The sequence below is a fragment of the Halocatena halophila genome (genome assembly GCA_027563145.1).
GTDB lineage: Archaea > Halobacteriota > Halobacteria > Halobacteriales > Haloarculaceae > Halocatena > Halocatena halophila.
Genome location: CP071306.1, coordinates 769,671 through 787,413, shown reverse-complemented (window position 1 = coordinate 787,413; position 17,743 = coordinate 769,671). Strand labels below are relative to the sequence as shown.

General features: G+C 58.5%; 19 protein-coding genes. 9 read left to right on the top strand and 10 right to left on the bottom strand.

Annotated features, from left to right (window positions below):
* The first annotated feature begins 2 nt into the window (after window positions 1–2).
* The 6 genes from nuoL to JXQ78_RS04095 all read left to right on the top strand — a co-directional run bounded on the left by nuoL (window position 3) and on the right by JXQ78_RS04095 (window position 8,543).
* Window positions 3–2,033: an NADH-quinone oxidoreductase subunit L gene (gene nuoL, locus JXQ78_RS04120; protein ID WP_330632212.1), complete on the top strand. Its 2,031-nt coding sequence runs from the start codon at window positions 3–5 to the stop codon at window positions 2,031–2,033.
* Window positions 2,034–3,620 carry a complex I subunit 4 family protein gene (locus JXQ78_RS04115; protein ID WP_330632211.1) on the top strand — a complete coding sequence of 529 codons (1,587 nt, stop codon included), beginning with the start codon at window positions 2,034–2,036 and terminating at the stop codon, window positions 3,618–3,620.
* Complete coding sequence (locus JXQ78_RS04110; protein ID WP_330632210.1) at window positions 3,617–5,113, top strand: NADH-quinone oxidoreductase subunit N; 1,497 nt, start codon at window positions 3,617–3,619, stop codon at window positions 5,111–5,113. Before JXQ78_RS04115 ends, JXQ78_RS04110 begins: the two co-directional genes overlap by 4 nt.
* 83 nt (window positions 5,114–5,196) lie before the next feature.
* Entirely contained in the window at window positions 5,197–6,666 is a 1,470-nt protein-coding gene (locus JXQ78_RS04105; RefSeq protein ID WP_330632209.1) for a DHH family phosphoesterase, read from the top strand.
* Between the two features lie 45 nt (window positions 6,667–6,711).
* On the top strand, window positions 6,712–7,521 hold the full coding sequence (locus tag JXQ78_RS04100) for a CBS domain-containing ParB/RepB/Spo0J family partition protein (RefSeq protein WP_330632208.1): 810 nt from the start codon (window positions 6,712–6,714) through the stop codon (window positions 7,519–7,521).
* 47 nt (window positions 7,522–7,568) lie between these two features.
* On the top strand, window positions 7,569–8,543 hold the full coding sequence (locus tag JXQ78_RS04095) for a Gfo/Idh/MocA family protein (protein WP_330632207.1): 975 nt from the start codon (window positions 7,569–7,571) through the stop codon (window positions 8,541–8,543).
* On the opposite strand, the gene JXQ78_RS04090 is transcribed toward JXQ78_RS04095, so the two are convergent.
* The 8 genes from JXQ78_RS04090 to JXQ78_RS04055 form a co-directional block, all read right to left on the bottom strand.
* Window positions 8,533–9,720, bottom strand: coding sequence for a pyridoxal-phosphate-dependent aminotransferase family protein (locus JXQ78_RS04090; RefSeq protein ID WP_330632206.1), 1,188 nt, complete (start codon window positions 9,718–9,720; stop codon window positions 8,533–8,535). The genes JXQ78_RS04095 and JXQ78_RS04090 overlap by 11 nt on opposite strands.
* A 78-nt stretch (window positions 9,721–9,798) precedes the next feature.
* Window positions 9,799–10,221, bottom strand: coding sequence for a hypothetical protein (locus JXQ78_RS04085; RefSeq protein ID WP_330632205.1), 423 nt, complete (start codon window positions 10,219–10,221; stop codon window positions 9,799–9,801).
* Window positions 10,218–11,429, bottom strand: a complete 1,212-nt coding sequence (locus JXQ78_RS04080; protein ID WP_330632204.1) for an outer membrane protein assembly factor BamB family protein — start codon at window positions 11,427–11,429, stop codon at window positions 10,218–10,220. The genes JXQ78_RS04085 and JXQ78_RS04080 overlap by 4 nt, the downstream gene beginning before the upstream one ends.
* A gap of 349 nt (window positions 11,430–11,778) precedes the next feature.
* Window positions 11,779–12,195: a hypothetical protein gene (locus JXQ78_RS04075; RefSeq protein ID WP_330632203.1), complete on the bottom strand. Its 417-nt coding sequence runs from the start codon at window positions 12,193–12,195 to the stop codon at window positions 11,779–11,781.
* A gap of 51 nt (window positions 12,196–12,246) precedes the next feature.
* Complete coding sequence (locus JXQ78_RS04070; RefSeq protein ID WP_330632202.1) at window positions 12,247–13,272, bottom strand: tyrosine--tRNA ligase; 1,026 nt, start codon at window positions 13,270–13,272, stop codon at window positions 12,247–12,249.
* A gap of 111 nt (window positions 13,273–13,383) precedes the next feature.
* A complete protein-coding gene (locus JXQ78_RS04065; protein ID WP_330632201.1) occupies window positions 13,384–13,725 on the bottom strand; it encodes a hypothetical protein in 342 nt (113 codons plus the stop codon).
* Window positions 13,725–14,078 (bottom strand): MarR family transcriptional regulator, encoded by a 354-nt coding sequence (locus JXQ78_RS04060; RefSeq protein WP_330632200.1) that lies wholly within the window; start codon window positions 14,076–14,078, stop codon window positions 13,725–13,727. The genes JXQ78_RS04065 and JXQ78_RS04060 overlap by 1 nt, the downstream gene beginning before the upstream one ends.
* Before the next feature lie 136 nt (window positions 14,079–14,214).
* Entirely contained in the window at window positions 14,215–14,577 is a 363-nt protein-coding gene (locus JXQ78_RS04055) for a 2Fe-2S iron-sulfur cluster-binding protein (RefSeq protein ID WP_330632199.1), read from the bottom strand.
* A gap of 114 nt (window positions 14,578–14,691) precedes the next feature.
* Between JXQ78_RS04055 and JXQ78_RS04050 the strand changes: the two genes are divergently transcribed.
* The 3 genes from JXQ78_RS04050 (at window position 14,692) to JXQ78_RS04040 (ending at window position 15,645) form a co-directional block, all read left to right on the top strand.
* Window positions 14,692–14,982 carry a hypothetical protein gene (locus tag JXQ78_RS04050; RefSeq protein ID WP_330632198.1) on the top strand — a complete coding sequence of 97 codons (291 nt, stop codon included), beginning with the start codon at window positions 14,692–14,694 and terminating at the stop codon, window positions 14,980–14,982.
* 69 nt (window positions 14,983–15,051) lie between these two features.
* Complete coding sequence (locus JXQ78_RS04045; protein WP_330632197.1) at window positions 15,052–15,318, top strand: hypothetical protein; 267 nt, start codon at window positions 15,052–15,054, stop codon at window positions 15,316–15,318.
* Window positions 15,319–15,321: 3 nt separating this feature from the next.
* Window positions 15,322–15,645, top strand: coding sequence for a hypothetical protein (locus JXQ78_RS04040; RefSeq protein ID WP_330632196.1), 324 nt, complete (start codon window positions 15,322–15,324; stop codon window positions 15,643–15,645).
* 6 nt (window positions 15,646–15,651) lie between these two features.
* Here the strand turns inward: JXQ78_RS04040 and JXQ78_RS04035 are convergent, their stop codons facing one another.
* A complete protein-coding gene (locus JXQ78_RS04035) occupies window positions 15,652–16,728 on the bottom strand; it encodes a methionine synthase (RefSeq protein ID WP_330632195.1) in 1,077 nt (358 codons plus the stop codon).
* The gene (locus tag JXQ78_RS04030) at window positions 16,721–17,722 is read right to left on the bottom strand and encodes a 5-methyltetrahydropteroyltriglutamate--homocysteine methyltransferase (protein WP_330632194.1); all 1,002 of its coding nucleotides are present in this window, start codon (window positions 17,720–17,722) and stop codon (window positions 16,721–16,723) included. Before JXQ78_RS04030 ends, JXQ78_RS04035 begins: the two co-directional genes overlap by 8 nt.
* Window positions 17,723–17,743 lie beyond the last annotated feature (21 nt).

Sequence of the window (17,743 nt, the reverse complement as noted above, 5' to 3'; positions counted from 1 at the left end):
ATATGGCAGGACCATTGGAATTCGCACCAGCGATCGCAGCATTACCGTTCGTATCGTTCGTGATCGCCCTGTTCTTCGGGCGATATATGCCGAAGAAAGGCGCGCTTGCTGGAATCACGGCGACCGGCGGCTCGCTGTTGCTCGCGGTCTGGACGTATTTCGCCGTTATGGGCAATGGCGAACCACACACTGAACACCTGCACACGCTCGTGTCAGTGGCAGAGCCGTTCTCACTCGAGCTCGGGATTCTGATCGATCAGCTCTCGGCGCTGATGTTGCTGATCGTGACGCTCATCTCGTTTTTGGTGTTCGTCTTCTCGCTCGGGTATATGAACGACGAAGGCGAGACCGGCCTCCCGCGCTACTACGCTGGACTGAGCCTCTTTAGCTTCAGCATGCTCTCGTTCGTGATGGCCTCGAACCTGTTTATGGCCTTCATGTTCTTCGAGCTAGTCGGGCTCTGTTCGTATCTGCTGATTGGCTTCTGGTTCCGGGAGGATGCACCACCGTCGGCGGCGAAAAAGGCGTTTATCGTCACCCGATTTGGTGATTATTTCTTCCTCATCGGCGTCGTCGGGATTCTGGCAACGTTTGGGACCTCAGCCTTTATCGGAACCGGAGGCACAGAAAGCTTCCCGGCACTTGCAGAACACGCACTCACTGGGTCGGCCGATCACGTCCACACGTTCGGCTTCGATCCACAGACGTGGTTCACCATCCTTGCACTGCTCGTGCTCGGCGGCGTGATGGGAAAATCCGCACAGTTCCCACTTCACACGTGGCTTCCCGACGCGATGGAAGGCCCAACGCCCGTCAGTGCGCTGATTCACGCGGCGACGATGGTTGCGGCGGGTGTCTATCTCGTCGCACGGATGTACGGCTTTTACGCGCTCAGTCCAACGGCGTTGGCTATTATCGCCTTCGTCGGTGGATTTACCGCGCTGTTTGCGGCCACCATGGGCGTTGTCAAACGAGAGATCAAACAGGTGCTGGCCTACTCCACCATCTCACAGTACGGGTATATGATGCTCGCACTGGGTGCGGGTGGCTACGTGGCCGGTGTCTTCCATCTCACCACCCACGCGGTGTTCAAGGCGCTGTTGTTCCTTGGGGCTGGTGCAGTGATCGTCGCGATGCACCACGATGAGGACATGTGGAAGATGGGCGGTCTCAAAAACGAACTCCCGGTTACGTACTACACGTTCCTCGCCGGGTCGCTCGCGCTCGCGGGCATCATTCCGTTCAGTGGCTTCTGGTCGAAAGACGAGGTGCTGTATGAGGCACTGCGACTCGGCCTCAACGATCCAGTGTTCATGGCTGCCTACGCCATGGGTCTGATCGCGGTGTTTTTCACCGGATTCTACACGTTCCGGATGGTGTTTCTCACCTTCCACGGTGAGCCACGGACGAATATCGCGGAGAGTCCACACCAGTACGGTTGGAACATGAAAGCGCCGCTGGTGGTGCTCGGTGCGCTCGCAGTCGTCGTCGGGCTCATCAACATGGCACCGCTCGCAAAGCTGACCGGTATGGATCTGACGTATCTCCACCACTGGTTCGAACACGGCGGTGAGCTGTTGACCGTTGAGCATTATCACCATCTCCTCACCGAGGTGAGCGGCGTCCACCACGTCGAGAGCTCGACGGGCCTCATGCTCGGCTCCGGTGCGCTCTCGCTCGGGCTCGCGCTCGCAGGCGTCGCCGTGGCGCACGTGCTCTACAACGTGCCGTCCCCGGAGGAACACACGGACAAACTCGGATCGATCAAGACGGTGCTGTTCAACAACTACTACCAGGACGAATATCAGGTATGGCTCGCTGAAGGGCTCACGGCGAACGTGGCACGCGCAGCGAACACGTTCGATCAGGGCGTCATCGACGGTGCAGTCAATGGCGTCTCTAGCGTCTCGCTGTTTGCAGGCGAGCGCGTCCGAAAGGTCCAGACAGGCGTCGTGACGAACTACGCGGCGTTGCTCACGGCCGGGTTGGTCGTGTTGCTTGTAGCGATGGGACTGCTCGGGGGGTGGTTCTGAATGCTGATCGAACTGCTCATCGCAGTCTGTCTGCTGGGTGCGGTCGGTGTCTTCTTGTTGCCCGACCGATACGCTCCGCGGCTCTCGTTCGGTATCAGCGTCGTGGCAATCGCGGTCAGTCTGTACATGTTCTCGGCGTTCGATGGTGCCGGTAACGCCCTGCTCGAAGGAGGAAAGCTGGCGTTTGAGACGAATGCTCACTGGCTCTCGCTTGGGCCGTACGATCTGTCGTGGCACGTCGGCCTCGACGGCATCAGCATGCCGTTGATTGTGCTCTCGACGATCCTCACGAGTCTCGCCATCTTGAGCGCATGGACCCCGATCAACGAGCGCAAATCCCAGTTCTACGGGCTAATGTTGCTGCTTGAGGGCAGCCTTATCGGCGTGTTCGGTGCACTGGACTTTTTCGTCTGGTTCATCTTCTGGGAGGCCGTGCTCGTGCCGATGTACTTCCTCATCGGCGTCTGGGGCGGTCCACGCAGAAAGTATGCCGCGATCAAGTTCTTCGTCTACACGAACGTCGCCTCGCTGGTGATGTTCGTCGGCTTTTTCCTGCTCGTGATGGGTGCGGGCGTCACGTCGCTCGGGCTGCCCGAACTCGCCCAGCAGCTTGCAACGGGGTCGGTCTCCTCGGTTGGGGGGCTTTCGCCACAGCAGGTGAAAGTGGCCGCCTTTTTCGCCATGTTCGCCGGCTTTGCAGTGAAGGTGCCGGTCGTTCCGGTTCACACCTGGCTGCCAGACGCCCACGTTGAAGCGCCAACGCCGGTGTCGGTGATTCTGGCTGGCGTGCTCTTGAAGATGGGTACGTACGCCCTGCTACGATTCAACTTTACGCTCCTCCCGGAGGTGGCCGCCGACTTCGCACTCGTGCTGGTCGCGATTGCGGTCGTGTCGGTGATTTATGGGGCGCTGCTCGCGCTTGCACAGCAGGATCTCAAACGGATCGTCGCGTACTCGTCGGTTTCCTCGATGGGCTATGTCATTCTTGGGCTCGTGGCGTTCAATCTGTACGGGCTCGGTGGCGCAACGTTCCAGATGATCAGCCACGGACTGATCTCCGGGCTGTTGTTCCTCTGTGTTGGCGTCATCTATAACACGACGCACACGCGGATGGTTGGCGACATGAGCGGCCTGGCAGACCGGATGCCGATCACGGCCGGTGCGATGGTCGCCGGTTCGTTCGCCTACATGGGCCTCCCGCTCATGTCCGGGTTCGTCGCCGAGTTTATGGTGTTCAGCGGTGGCTTTTCGGCCACGTTCCCACACGCACAGTTGCTGACGGCGATCGCGATGTTTGGCATCGTCATCGTCGCCGGCTACTATCTGTTCGCGATGCAGCGGACGCTGTTCGGTTCGTTCCGCGTGGCGACCGATTACGAAATCACACGCGCACAACCACACGACATCGCGCCGCTTGTCGTGTTGATCGTCCTCATCATCGCGCTTGGCTCCGCACCGGAGCTGATCTTCGGCATGATCCAGGATGCCGTCACACCGATGACTGAACTGACACACACCCAGCACGCGGCCATGGGATCGATGGAGCTGCGTGATGTGGTTTCCACGATTGGAGGTGTCGTCCGATGACCGACCCCGTTTCAGCTGCGCTTGGACTTGGTGGCTATCAGCCGCTCGTCCCGGCACTGTTGCTCGGCGTGACCGCGCTGTTGGTGTTGCTCGTCGATACGATCTGGCCGAACGAGCAGTCGAACACGCTGCTGGCGACGGTCACGATCGCCGGCTCACTCGCGTCGTTGCTCGTTGCTGGCGCACAGCTGTTCTTATCGCCCGAAGCGGCAACGCTGTTCGATGGCCAGCTCATTGTGGATGGAATGAGCCTGTTTTTCACCGTCATCTTCACCAGCGTGACGGCACTCGTCGCGCTGGCGAGTCACGATTACATAGCCGAACGGCCAAACCAGGGCGAGTACTACGCGCTGGTGGTTCTTGCGGCGACTGGGATGACGTTGCTGGCGAGCGCAAACAGTCTGGTGACAGCGTTTGTGAGTCTCGAGCTCGCCTCGCTGCCATCGTATGCACTCGTCGCGTATCTCAAGGATAACCGTGGTAGTGCAGAAGGCTCGCTGAAATATCTCCTCATTGGCGGTCTCTCCTCGGCCGTGTTCCTCTATGGTATCAGTCTGGTCTATGCCGTAACGGGGACGCTCAAGCTCACGGAGATCGCAACCGTTCTCGATGCTGGTATCGATGGCAGTCTGACGGGCGTGCTCGGCATCGGCATCGTGATGATTCTCGGTGGCGTGGCATTCAAAACGGCCTCCGTGCCGTTTCATTTCTGGGCTCCCGAGGCCTACGAGGGCGCACCAGCACCGATCGCTGGCTTTCTCTCCTCGGCGTCGAAGGCAGCCGGCTTCGTGCTGGCGTTCCGCGTGTTCCTGACGGCGTTTCCAACGTCGGCAGTCGCGGGGGTCGACTGGGTGCTCGCATTCGAAGTGCTTGCACTCATCACCATGACGCTCGGAACGTTCGCCGCTGCCACCCAGGAGGAGGTCAAACGGATGCTCGCGTACTCATCGATCGCGCACGCGGGCTATGCGCTGATCGCCCTCGGCGCGCTTACCGGCGCAGCGGACAGACTGCTCGTTGGAGCGGGAATGTTGCACCTGCTCGTCTATGGCTTTATGAACACGGGTGCGTTCCTCTTCATTGCACTGGCAGAACAGTGGGGAATCGGTCGTCGGTTTGAGGATTTCAATGGGCTCGCCAAAGAGGCTCCTGTTGCCTGCACGGCGATGTCGCTGTTTCTGGTCAGCCTTGCGGGCTTGCCGTTTGGTGGCGGCTTCGTCTCGAAATACTTCCTGCTGCTCGGGACGGTCCTTTCTTCTTCGTATCTGCTCGCCGCAGCACTCATCGTCAACAGCGCGCTGTCGGTGTACATCTACGCGCGCGTCATCAAGGCGATGTGGATCGAAGATCCGGTTCCGGGACGCACGATCGAGGAGTATCCGACCGGACTCTATGCAGCAGTTGTCGTTGCCGCAGTTGTGACGGTGCTGTTGCTCCCAGGACTTGCGTTGTTCACTGATCCGGCGCAACTGGCGTCGAACGCACTCTTTTAGGCGCTCTCGGATCTGCTTTTCTCGATTTCTCCGACAGCTCTCGAAAGAGGAAGTATTTACCGGGCCAAACCACAATACGTGATATGGTTACCCGGCTGGTGCTTGGGTGTGACTCACTCGGGCAGCTGCTGGTTGATTCACTCGTCGATCGACCTGGAGAGCTGCAGGTCGTCGTCACTGACGGTGCCCACGCGGAGACGCTCCGCGGTGATGGCATCCCGACGGTCCACGTTCCAGAGTTTTCTGCAGAGACCCTTGAGACGGTGATTGAAGCGCCGGCAGAATCAGTTATCGTCGCGAGCGGCGATGGTGCGACGAATTATCGGGCCGCACGTGCGGCTCGGACGGCGTTTCCGGATGCGCTGCTCGTCGCCTATCTCGGACGCGTTCCGAGCACAGACCACACCGCACAGCTCAAATCCGTTGCCGATCGGGTGATCGATCCCGGCGGTGCCATCGCCGAACAGGTGCTTGCTTCTGCAGGCAGACAGGGCCATCGTGTGCGACAGCTCCATCGAGCGTTGCGCGAGATTAACGGAAAACTGGCCGTCGTAATGCATGACAATCCAGATCCTGATGCGATCGCGAGCGCGCTCGCGCTCGTCGAGCTCGCCGATCGGGTCAACTGCCCGGCGGATGCCTGTTATGCAGGGGACATCACCCATCAGGAAAACCGCGCGCTCGTTAACCTCCTCGAGTACGAGTTGCTGCATTTCGACGACGAATCGTTCGACATTGATGACTATGACGCGATTGCGCTCGTCGATCACGCTCGTCCCGGCGTCAACGATCAGCTAGAAAAAGAGACGCCCATCGACATCGTCGTCGATCATCATCCGCCACGAAAGCCCGTTGAGGCGCGCTTTGTCGACCTTCGGAGTGATGTTGGTGCAACCAGTACCCTGCTCGTCGATTACTTCCAGCGGCTTGATATCGTTCCGCCAACGTCCATCACGACGGGGCTGTTGTTTGGCATCTGGGTCGACACGAAGCAGTTCAGCCGCGAAATCGCAGTGGATGATTTCGAGGCGGCGGCGTATCTCATTCCGTACGCTGATATGGAGGTGTTAGCGCAGGTCGAATCGCCAAGGATGACAGCAGAGACGTTCTCGACGATCGGCCGAGCGATTCGGAATCGGACGGTCGAAGGATCGGTGTTGACGAGCTGTGTCGGTCGATTTCGTGAACGAGATGCGATTGCCCAGGCGTCGGATCGACTGCTCGATATCGAGGATGTCACGACCACTATGGTGTATGGCATCAGAGAGGGCGTGATCTATGCCTCTGCTCGCACCCGGTCGACGCCACTGGATGTTGGTGAAACGCTTCGGAACGCGTTCGATCAGATCGGCGATGCCGGCGGACACGCCGATATGGCCGGCGCACAGATTCCGCTCGGATTTCTTGGACTGATTGAGGACGATGGCGACGACGAAGAGGATGTCCTCATCGAGACCGTTCAGACCGTCATCGACGAACGATTTTTCGAAACGATTCGGGAACGGCCGGCCTGGCAGCGCGACAGCGGTATCACCGACAGCGTCTACTGGTAGTGACGACCGTGAACCATTTACCCAGTTGCTCCATAGCAGAATTTAATGGACGATACCGAGGGCCAGAAGCCGCGAGTCAAAGATTACATGACCCGGGAGGTAGCGACGGTGAGCCCGGACGAACTTGTCGCGGATGTTGCCCGCCGCATCGCCGAAAATGAAGGACATAGCGGCTTTCCTGTCTGTAACGGTCGGTACGTGCAGGGAATAATCACGGCCCGCGATCTCTTGCTCGCTGATGACGACGATCCGATTTTCACGGTGATGAACGAGGATTTGATCGTCGCTCATCCGGAGATGGATATCACCGATGCAGGCCGGGTGATTCTCCGATCGGGTATCCAGAAACTACCAGTTGTCGACGATGCCGGTCATCTCGTCGGAATTATCTCGAATGCCGATGTCGTTCGGAGTCAGATCGAACGGGCAACTCCGGGAAAAGTGAACAAGCTGGTGCAGACGCTGAAAACCATCCACGGCGTCGACATGCAACAGGTCCGCCGAACGGTCGATCTCGACACGCTGATTCCGACACAGGGGAAGGTGTACACCGACGAACTCGAAGGACGGATCTACGAGCTCGAAAACGGGCTCGCCGAGCCACTGGTTGTGATCGACAACGGTAGCCGCCGGTTGTTGCTCGCGGACGGTCATCACCGCGTTAAAGCGGCCCAACGAGTCGGCGTCGAATCGATGGATGCCTACGTGATCGAGCTCAAAGAGCCGGTCGAACTCGGCATGGCAGAGACGGCACGGAAAGACGAACTCGAGAGTATCGACGACATCACGGTCGTCGATTACGCCCATCATCCACTGATCGAGACCACCACCAGACTCCAGTCAAACGACGAGTAAAAACTGTTCTCAGTGGGTTTTTCGCCGTCCATCAACTGGACACTCACATGAAGATTGGTGTACTCAGCACGGCAAAGATTGGACGAAAATCTGTGTTGCCGGCGATTCAGTCAACGGACCATTCGATCGGTGCGATTGGCTCGCGGTCGGCGGCGGATGCACGTGCGCTTGCCGACCAGTTTGGCGTTCCACAGGTCCACGGCAGCTACGACGCCCTGGTGAGTGACGATACACTGGATGCGGTGTACATTCCGCTCCCGAACGCGTTGCATGCCGAGTGGGTTCGCCGGGCGGCGGATGCTGGATTGCACGTCCTGTGTGAGAAACCCCTCGCCGAGGACGCCCAGACCGCACGCGAACTCGTCGAGTACTGCAACGAACGGGGGGTGGTGCTGATGGAAGGGTTCATGTATCGGTATCATCCTCGAACGAAGCGGATCAGCGAACTCATCGATAGCAGATTGGATCGACTCACGTCGTTCAAATCTGCGTTCAAATTCCCCCTCCGTGATCGACCGGACGACATCCGGCTCTCACCGGAGCTTGCTGGCGGATCGCTGATGGACGTGGGCTGTTATCCGATTAACGCTGCCAGAACGTTCATGGGTGAGCCAACCTCGGTCAGCGGCTGGCGCTCTGATTCGAGGGATGCAGGCGTCGACACCGAAATGACGGCGGTGTTGGCCTACGACGACGGCACGACGGCGACGGTGGAGTCGGGATTCGACTCACAGATGGAACAGTACTACCGGATCGACGCCGAAAACGGCTGGATCAGAACGGAGACCGCCTTCGATGTCGATTCCGATGCGTCGGTGTCAATTGAGTATGTCATCGATGGTGAACACGAGAGCGAGCGGTTCGAGCCGGTCGATCAGTACGCCCGAGAAATTGCGGCGTTTGCCGAGGCGATCGAGGAGGGTGTTTCACCAGAGACTGACGGCAACGAAGCTGTTCGAAATATGCGCGTAATCGATGCGATCGTCGAGAGCGACGCTACGGGCAAGCGGATCACGCTGTAGTCGCAGGTTCCGATTCGAGCGTTTCAGTGGCTGCAGAGAGTCCCTGGTCGACCGAGCAGTCGAAGCCACACTCGTTCAGTGCCTCCCCGATTACGCGAACACCGCGTCGAATCTGTTCGTCAGCAAGCTTGCCCATATTACTCACGCGGAAAATGTCGCCACCGAGGTGTGCCTGTCCGCCGCTGATCGAGACGTTTCGATCTGCGATCGCATCGAAAAAGGCGTCGGGATCGTCGGCAATCGGGCCGGGGAGGCTGATTGCCGTGAGCGTGTTCGACAGTTCAGTTGGACCCTGGACGTTCGGGAATGACTCAAGTCCGAATGCGTCGAATGCGGCACGGAACGCACGCGACTGCCGACGGTGGCGACGAATTCTCGTATCCATCCCTTCGTCAGCGATCTCGGAGAGGGCGACGGCGAGCGCACGGAACAACGGGACGGCGCTCGTAAACGGGGTCTGGTTGTCTGTGGCCTTCCGAAGATGCCAGTCGAGATCCTGATAGAACGGCGCGGATTCGCCATCGATGGAGCCGACGGCGCGTTCAGTGACGAAAATTGCGCTCACGCCCGGTGGCGCTCCAAGCGCTTTCTGGGCGTCGGTGATTGCCACATCAACGTTCCAGTCGTCGATTTTGAAGACATCGCCACCGATCGAGGTGACACCATCGACGACGAACAGCGCGTCGTGTTCGGCGGCGATTTCCCCCACCTCGGCCACCGGATTCAAGAGCCCGGTTGAGGTTTCGTTGTGGACCATCGTGACGAGATCGGTCTCGTTGGTGATCGCTTCGGACACTGCCGCCATATCGAACGAGTCGCCCCATTCGACCTCGACAGGGGTTACGGATGCGTGACGGCCGGCGATCCGCTTGAATCGACGGCCGAATTTTCCGTTGACTAGCGCAACGACCTCACTAGTCTCGTCGGTGAGATTGGCAACGGCCATCTCCATCCCCATGGTGGCGGTGCCGTTGAGAATCAGCGGCGTTCCCGATCCGCTCGCGCTCCCATCGAGTGTTGATTGGGTGAACACCGTCTCGAGCCCGTTCTGTGCGCGCGCATACGTTTCCTCGAACTCGGCCGAGCGGTGTGACACCATCGGTGCGTCCATCGCTGTGCGCACTGGCTCCGAGAGTGGCACTGGCCCCGGATTCAACAGTAGAAACTCGTCGGTCATACCCGTATCTGCCATCGGTCACTAATAAGCCGTGGCGTTGGTTACAATCCTCGCCGGCTTCGGAGTACTGGCCTGCGATCAACCGTTCGTCTCCGCCGCTTCATTTCGCACGCTGTCCGTTCTCCCAACAACCCAACCAACTGCACCCGCGCTAAACCAGCCCAACAGCGCCACGAGCGTGAAATACAGACTGCCACTCAGTCGGGTCAGTACCGTTTCAGTTACCCAGCCAAGAATGCCCACACCGAACGCTGTGGTGAGTCCCCAGACGAACAGTGATCGGAGTTGCAGTGTCCCTCTCGATCGATAGCACCACCCTGCGATCGGGATCGACACTACGAGTGCGATCACAACAGGCGTCACGGTCGGTTCGTCGATCAGCATCACGCGCAACACCAGCGCGAGCCCCGGGACAACCAGCAGTCCCGTTGCCAGCCAGTAGCCGATGAGCGTCACAGCGCGTTCGGTTCGGTCGTCGTCAATGTACTGTTCAATGCTCATTGTCCCTTTAGTTTGACGACGCCGTCGTCACGGACCGCATACAGGACGCCGTCAACAGCGATGGGAGACCACATGGCGGTAAACGCAGAGATCTTCGGTAGTGCGGCGAGTCCACTCTTGGGGGCAACGCTGTACATTCCGTCGTCAACGCCAACGTAGAGGACATCGGCGGTGAGTGCAGGGTTCCAGTCGGCGAGTCCGAGTTTCGACATCGTCCAGAGATCGTCGCCGTCACTGAGGGTGAGCCCGGCGATCAGATCGGCTTCGAGGGCGAACACGTGGACCATTTCGCCGTTCGAGACCACGGCGAATCTGCCGTCGTTAGTGACATCGAGCTGCTGGGTCCAGCGCGTTGCGCCGCCTTCGAGCGATACTGCCTGGACGGTCTGGCCGCCGAAGATGACGGTGCCCTCGACGATACACGGTCCGCCAGTGCCCACCAGTGCGGCCGATTGCTGTGGAACGTCGAGCGTTTGTGTCCAGCGTGTGTTTCCGGATTTCGAATCAAGTGCGCGAACCGTTCGTGGGTCGTCTACTGCGGTGCCGACGAGCAGATCCCCGCTGCTGACCTGTGGATGGATCGCACGCTCTGTTGGCACTCGAAACCGCTCGAACCCCGAGGACGCATCGAGTGCGACCGTCACTTGCTCATTCTCAAGTGTCGCCTCGCAGTACACCGTGTTTCCGAGCGCTAGCATCGAGGTGATGGTCTCGTCGGTTTCGAACTCCCAGAGCGTCGTCCCGTTTTCGGGATTGAGCGCCACGATTGAATCTGATTCAGCCACGAGAAGCTGGTCTCCCAGATACGTTGGCTCGATCGCAAACGAGAGCGATTCGTTCCGCCAGGGGATGGGATTGAACTGCGAGACGTGCCAGTTGATCGTGCCGTCCGATCGAGCGATCGCTCCGACCGAACGGTTTGTCGTGAAAAACAGCTGCTCGCCTCCGGCAACGATCCCGAGCACGGGATCGTCGATTTTGGCGCTCCAGGCCGGCTGATTGCGGGTCTGGATCGTAACGCTGTCTTCGGTGTGGCCCGTTCCTGCTGGGTCGTGCTGGCCCATCGGCCACGCGGCGTTCTCAACCGGGGCAGGCGATTCGTACGCCGACCTGAACCACCGTCTCGGAAGCCCAAGCGCGCTGGCCCCAGTGATCACACCGGCGGCCAGCGCCTGCCGTCGGGTGATCTGGAAGGTGTCTGGTTGCATCTGTGTATCCATTGAACACTGGTGCTATAAATCACAGAGAATTGCACGCCAGACTGGTACGACAGATCGGACGATCACTTGGTTCTGAGTCGGACGACGGCGTCGTCTGTGTGTGCAAAGAGTGCACCATCGAGAGCAATAGGCGCGTGACAGCCTTCTTTGAGCCACAATCGCTCACCCACCGGGTCGCCCGTCGCCGGATCTGATTGCTGGTGTCCAGAGCGCGATGGCAGCGCCACCAATGGCGGGCGCCCGTCGGCGGGTGATTCGATAACGGTGCGAGTCCATTTTGACTGTATTGAATTACCGAACCAAAACTCCTTCCGGGTGACTGTTCTGGATCGTGTTATCACCGCCCGGGAACGAGCTCCCTGAGACGAACGGTTGCGACGAGAAAACCGGCAGCCATCGCGCCAATGACCACCGTTCCCACTAGCAGCGGATAGTAAATCGATCCGCCAGTGCGGATCGACGATGAGATGACGACCGCTCGGAGTACATGATAGAAAGCCAGCGTCGCCAGACAGAACTTCCAGACGGTGTCGGTTGCGATCACCGGTCGAAACTGCTCGATGGAAACGGCCAGCACAATCGCCAGCCCCGTTACAACCACAAGCTCGCGACCACCGAGTGAATCGCCAACCAGCACCGCATCGGAGAAATCCATCACAATGGGCATCAGTACGAGCTGTAACACGACGGAAAAGGAGATGATTCGAGCCAGGCGGACGCCAAGTCCATCTGAAGTGCCACCAGAAGACGCCATTCGCTCGTAGTATTTCACCATCCAACAAAAAGCTACCCGTGGACGACTACCTCACTCGGGATATGCGCGTTCGATCAGCCCTGGCTCTTCCTCAATCGTCTCGCCAATGGGGGCAACAATCTCGGCGATGTAATCGGCTGTAGCGCCCTTCAGATCCTGGGGGTGGAGCTCCTCGCTCACGAAGTCGGCTTCAAGATCCGCGTACTGATCGTACGCTAGATCGCCACCGTACTGCTCCGGTCGTTCGATCTCGAACGATTTGCCGCGGTCGTCGAGAATGGGAAAGACGAGGTATTTCACGTACTCAAGCACGCCGTTGTCCTCGAGTTCACCCTGTGGGCAGTAGGCCTGCTGGAGCTTTTCCTGAATTGCTTCGGGCGAATCGGTGAGTCCCACTTTCGAGGTGGCGTCCGATGCGCTCATCTTCCCGCCAGTGAGACCGGAGAGCAGCGGTGCAAACACACAGATCGGCTTTTCATAGCCCCAGTCGGGGAGCAACTCCCGTGCGAGCATGTAGATTCCCCGCTGGTCGATGCCACCGTAGGCGACGTCGGCATCGAGCGCGGCAACATCGAGCGCCTGCATCAGCGTGTAGAGCACACCACCGAGCGAGGGGTTGTCGGACTGGCGAACGACCTCGCTACCGGCGCGCTGGGCGCGCGTGATGGTGGTGTCGGCGGCCATCTGGAGCAACTCGAGGGTGTACTCCTCATCGAGTTCGAACTCACGACCCTGGACGAACGTCAGATCGTCAACTGATGCGCCGGCGGTTTCGACCATCGCCTCGATTGCTGTCTGGTAGTACTCCGAACGAGCGTCGAGGAGGTCGAACGGACTCTTCTCATCGTCGAGATGGGCGTGGAGATCCGCGACCATCACGGTGACGTCGAAATCCGCCCGGAGAAAATCGGCTAGCTTCCGAATCGTAGTGAAATGGCCGATGTGCATCTGTCCAGTGGGGGCGTAGCCGATGTACACCGACGGATTCTCGCGTTCGAGTAGCTCGTCGAGTTCGGCCTCGGTGACGACCTCTTCGGTGTAGCGGGTCACGAGTGCCCGCCGATCGGCGGCGTTCATGCCTGCGATTTCGTCGTGGTCCGAATAAATCGTTCGTTCGCCGGCTATCGCTTCGAACGGCCTGTTGATTTCGATGGCTGTGAGGCCCCATCGATTACGGCAGTGACGCTCTCACCGTTGGTCGACGCCGAAGACATAGGTTGTGAGTTCATCAGTTGCCGTTTCCAAAAGCCCCTTTCGTAGGGTACCCTGCTGTCGGTCGAAATCACAGTATTTCATCGTTAGAACATACCAGGGAGAGATGTACGAATCAGTTTTCGAGCCTCCGCGTATCCAGTCCTCTGCTCGAATTTCAACTCCTGCGGAGTGTGCTTGTGTCGTTATCGCCATAGCGACGCATTCCGTGTGATGGAATGGGTGTGCATCATTGCTGATGATCACCCAGGGTCGATAGGATGGTGCCGATTTGTGTATGGCTGGCCCCCACCAGACATCACCGGCTGAATACTGCATCAGGATTGCTCCCCGCCAATGCCAGGGCCCCACTCCTCGGGATCTTCTGGTCCAAATCGGTCCGATACAGCTGCTGCGGATCGAAGGGTAGACAGTACCGAGTGAATCTCGTCGGATTCTGTAATCGCCCAGTACTCGCCACGATGTCGCACCAGTCCACGATCTTCAAGTCGAGAGAGGACGACTCCTACACTTCCGCGTGGAACTCCTGTTCGGTCGTGAATCTCCTTCGGGAGATAGGCCTGCTCTGGATCGGACGCAAGAAACGTGAGAATAATTTCTGCATTTGTTGGACTCCGGGCTCGGAGTTCCGACTCATCACTTTCTTCGAACCGTTCGATGTCGATCGGCATACTCTGTTATATGTAATAGTATGTAATAAGGGTAGTGAGCGTAAATATAACTAATTATTGAAAATACAATTCTTTTATCCGCTATCAGCAAACAATGTAGCTGCGTGAACGCTTAGCCGCTGTGTCGGACAATCACTCACCGCTTCGAACGGCCTGGTGGCAGGTCGTGCTCTGCCCGATGCTTGAGAATCGATCCTCGCTGACAGGCGACGATCCGACAATCAGCGTGCGGTGTTGCCGTACAGGTGAGCACGAAGCCGGCCGCCGCGTCGCTCTCGTAATACCGACGCGCAGCTGATTGGTTTACATCCCCCGACAGCAATCTTGCGGCACAGGTCGTACACCAGCCCTGCTGGCAGTCCGCCGGCAGCCACAGCCCGTTGGCCCGTGCCATCCCAAGAATCGTCTCAGTTTCGGGTATTGTGAGCGTGACCGTTTCGCCGGCGGTGGCCATGCCGGCGTCCTCCGGGATCTCGATCTCGACGGTGTACTCTGCCATGTCCCACGATAGCACTTCTGCGCACCTAAGCGTCGGGTCCCCTCGATGAATCTAGCTTGAATTCCCGTGATTGCCACCCGAACAGTTTAGTTCGATTCATCGGAGATTCAACATATGGCGCTGATGGAGCCGATCTGGATGATTCTGACAGCAGGAAGTCTCGTGTGCGTACTGTGGATGTGGCTCGACTGGTATCGTGGGAACACCGATCGGAACCGTCTCAGCGTAATCGGTGGCCTGTCGCTGGCGTATCTCGGAAATGGGTTGGTCGCGTTTTCCTGGGAGACGGCGCTTTTCGGGAAAAACCAGCCGTTCACCGAGTGGTTCGGAGTTTTTCTCGCGATCAGTGGCTGTCTGCTGGTGGGAGGATCGCTGTCTCATGAACGACGCTCCAGTATGCGTTGACCGTCACCGAAAGAAGGCGAAACTGTATCCCAACGATATGGCTTTGTACCATCATTTACTATATATTATATGCCGGTTTTCGAGGCACTTACTGTGCTCATTCTGGCAAACAGCGTGTTGCTGTCACTCTGGGCAGTTGCTGACTGGTGGCGTGGCAGCGCCGATCGGTCGATCCTCGGTCTTCCGTGTGGACTAACGCTGTTAATGCTTGGATTTGGGATCGATTGGGTCGGAACGGAACGCTCGAATGTCCTGGGTCCTGTCTGCATGGGAGCCGCCGGTCTGTGTATCGTCTGGACGGTCCGAAAAAGGCGCGCCAACGAGAAGACGGTGTAACTAATGATTGATTCAGTTCCAATTCCCACGAGCACGCTGTTACTCCCGTGGTACGCCGGTGTCATCGCGTGGATAGCTATCGCGCTGTTGCTCGTCCGTCGATGGCGCGCTGAGATCATTCACAGCGATGGCTTCGTCCTGCAGTTTTGTCTCTGTGCGGTTGGATTGTGCTACTGGCTAGTAGCAATTGATGTGATCGGGCCGCTCCCGTGGGAAGTTCGACTCCGAACGGCGTTCACGGTGGCCTCAATCCTGGCGTTCGGAATCGAGCTCGCCGCGTTCACTTGGCCGATCTACCGTCGCACACACCGCACTGCAGTGCTGTGAGTTCGTTCAGTCGTCGGCCTGCATTGCACGCGCTGGCACGTCGATCGTCCCGGCGTCAAGCTCGGCTTCAACTTCTCGGGCGGCTTTCACCATGTTTTCCATCTTCCCATATGCAACGTCACGCGGTAGCAGCTTCAGGCCACAGTCCGGACTGATGGTGAGCCGTTCGGGCGGAACGACCTCGAGACCTTTCTCGATGTTTGCTTTGATCTGCGATACCGGCTCAACGCTTGCCGTATGCGCGTCAACAACCCCGAGCGCAAGGTCCTTGGTGAACTCGTGTTCTGTGAACACTGAGAGCTGCTCGTAGTCACCGTTTGCGAGTTCGAGATCGTACTCGTGAACGGGATATTCGAGGATCTCGGGATAGATCCGCGAATAATCACCATAGCAAACGTGCAGCCCAAGGCGAACGTCTGCTGGAATCCCATCGGCTATTACCTCGAGACACTCGCCGACGATCGTGTGATCGTTTGGTGTCGTCGCCAGTGCTGGCTCGTCGATCTGGATATACCGTGCACCGGCCGAAACGAGCTGCTCAATCTCCTCATTGACGAGTGCGGCAACATCAGTGGCGAGCGCTTCATCCGTTCGGTCGGTTTCGTTGAACGCCCAGTTCGTGAGCGTGTACGGACCAGTGATCGGCACCTTGACCGGCCGATCGGCAACCGCGTCGGTGAACTCAAACTCATCGACCAGCCACGGCTCATCGTATTCGACGGTGTCTGTGATTGATGGCTTATCGAAGTAGTTGTGACCCCACACCTTCACCGGGCCATTGAGCTCGTAGCCATCGATCCGATGGGCGAAATACTCGACCATCTCCGTGCGGCGCATCTCGCCGTCGACAATGACATCAAGGCCCGACCGCTCATGTTCCTGGGTGATGAGACGGGCTGCGTCGTCAGCAGCCTCCTGCCAATGGTCCTCATCGAATGACGCATCACAATCAATTTCGCCGTCGTGAATGTCGCGAACACGATCTGTCCACTTTGGCTTTGGATAACTGCCGACGACGGTCGTCAACAGGAAATGGTCGTGCGGATGGTCCTCTGGTCTGAACTGCTCTCGAACGTCAGTCATTGTAAGCATGCACCTCCTCATACTCCGACGCGGCTGCGAGCACGTCGAGCTTTGCCTCGAATCGACTCTCGGGAAGATAGAACAGGCCAGTGTTCGCCGTCACGTAGATCGTCTCGAACGACGCTGCCGGTGTGTTCTCGCGCACCCAGTCGATCCGCTCGTGAATGGTCGAAACCTCCTCAACGCGCGTGTTCTGTCCGTCGACCACGCCGGCTGCGATCTCTGATTTCGTCCCGTACTCGTTGATGTTGTACAGCGACTGCTCGTGGTCGGTGATGAAGTCATATCCCACCGCATCAATGTCCGCATCAAGCAGATGCGCGTGAACCTTCTCGTCAAGCGCACCGAAATATGGCTGACAGATCACCGACGCATCGGTTGCGCTGGCAACCGTATCGATTGCCTCGCTCACACGGGGTGCGAGCGAATCGTCTGGCGGCGCTTCGACGAGCGAGGGTTCTAACATCACAATCGTCTCGACGCTGGGGAACTCCGAGATTTCGCCGGCCAGAAACTCTCCAATGGCCGCGATGAAGGCGGACTCATCGCCATACTGTTCGTCCGTCGCGAGATCGAACAGCGAATACGGCCCCGGAATGACAGCTTGCAGCCCGGAAACACCTCCAACGCGGTTGAGATCCCGTGCCATGTCGCCACTCTGTGTGAGCGGTCCCGTCACGACCGGCTCCCGATAGAAGTTGTTGTTGTCGTAGTATCGGATGATACCACGCGTCTCAACGTTATCGTGGACGCACAGCGGATGGGCAAGCATGTCGTCCCACCGGAGCTGTCCCTCCACGATCCGATCGAGTCCAGCTTCTTTTTGACGCTCGATCACTGCTGACCGTGCACGGTCGTACACCGCCGTCACGTCTTCGGATTCGGAGCCGTCGATGAGATCGCTTTTTTGATGTCCCTTCAGATCCGCGAGCTCTGATTTCGCCCAGTCAGGCAACGGAAAGAGCCCTGGCGTGGACGCAACTACGTTCACCATTGCTGACGGCTACGGAATCCC

Bases quoted from the DNA above. Each gene is read 5' to 3' on its own strand.
- JXQ78_RS04080 (WP_330632204.1), bottom strand. From the start codon at position 11,429: ATGCAACCAGACACCTTCCAGATCACCCGACGGCAGGCGCTGGCCGCC.
- JXQ78_RS04095 (WP_330632207.1), top strand. From the start codon at position 7,569: ATGAAGATTGGTGTACTCAGCACGGCAAAGATTGGACGAAAATCTGTG.
- JXQ78_RS04085 (WP_330632205.1), bottom strand. From the start codon at position 10,221: ATGAGCATTGAACAGTACATTGACGACGACCGAACCGAACGCGCTGTG.
- JXQ78_RS04065 (WP_330632201.1), bottom strand. From the start codon at position 13,725: ATGCAGTATTCAGCCGGTGATGTCTGGTGGGGGCCAGCCATACACAAA.
- JXQ78_RS04060 (WP_330632200.1), bottom strand. From the start codon at position 14,078: ATGCCGATCGACATCGAACGGTTCGAAGAAAGTGATGAGTCGGAACTC.
- JXQ78_RS04075 (WP_330632203.1), bottom strand. From the start codon at position 12,195: ATGGCGTCTTCTGGTGGCACTTCAGATGGACTTGGCGTCCGCCTGGCT.
- JXQ78_RS04100 (WP_330632208.1), top strand. From the start codon at position 6,712: ATGGACGATACCGAGGGCCAGAAGCCGCGAGTCAAAGATTACATGACC.
- JXQ78_RS04105 (WP_330632209.1), top strand. From the start codon at position 5,197: ATGGTTACCCGGCTGGTGCTTGGGTGTGACTCACTCGGGCAGCTGCTG.
- JXQ78_RS04050 (WP_330632198.1), top strand. From the start codon at position 14,692: ATGGCGCTGATGGAGCCGATCTGGATGATTCTGACAGCAGGAAGTCTC.
- JXQ78_RS04070 (WP_330632202.1), bottom strand. From the start codon at position 13,272: ATGAACGCCGCCGATCGGCGGGCACTCGTGACCCGCTACACCGAAGAG.
- nuoL (WP_330632212.1), top strand. From the start codon at position 3: ATGGCAGGACCATTGGAATTCGCACCAGCGATCGCAGCATTACCGTTC.
- JXQ78_RS04055 (WP_330632199.1), bottom strand. From the start codon at position 14,577: ATGGCAGAGTACACCGTCGAGATCGAGATCCCGGAGGACGCCGGCATG.
- JXQ78_RS04035 (WP_330632195.1), bottom strand. From the start codon at position 16,728: ATGACTGACGTTCGAGAGCAGTTCAGACCAGAGGACCATCCGCACGAC.
- JXQ78_RS04040 (WP_330632196.1), top strand. From the start codon at position 15,322: ATGATTGATTCAGTTCCAATTCCCACGAGCACGCTGTTACTCCCGTGG.
- JXQ78_RS04045 (WP_330632197.1), top strand. From the start codon at position 15,052: ATGCCGGTTTTCGAGGCACTTACTGTGCTCATTCTGGCAAACAGCGTG.
- JXQ78_RS04115 (WP_330632211.1), top strand. From the start codon at position 2,034: ATGCTGATCGAACTGCTCATCGCAGTCTGTCTGCTGGGTGCGGTCGGT.
- JXQ78_RS04030 (WP_330632194.1), bottom strand. From the start codon at position 17,722: ATGGTGAACGTAGTTGCGTCCACGCCAGGGCTCTTTCCGTTGCCTGAC.
- JXQ78_RS04090 (WP_330632206.1), bottom strand. From the start codon at position 9,720: ATGACCGACGAGTTTCTACTGTTGAATCCGGGGCCAGTGCCACTCTCG.
- JXQ78_RS04110 (WP_330632210.1), top strand. From the start codon at position 3,617: ATGACCGACCCCGTTTCAGCTGCGCTTGGACTTGGTGGCTATCAGCCG.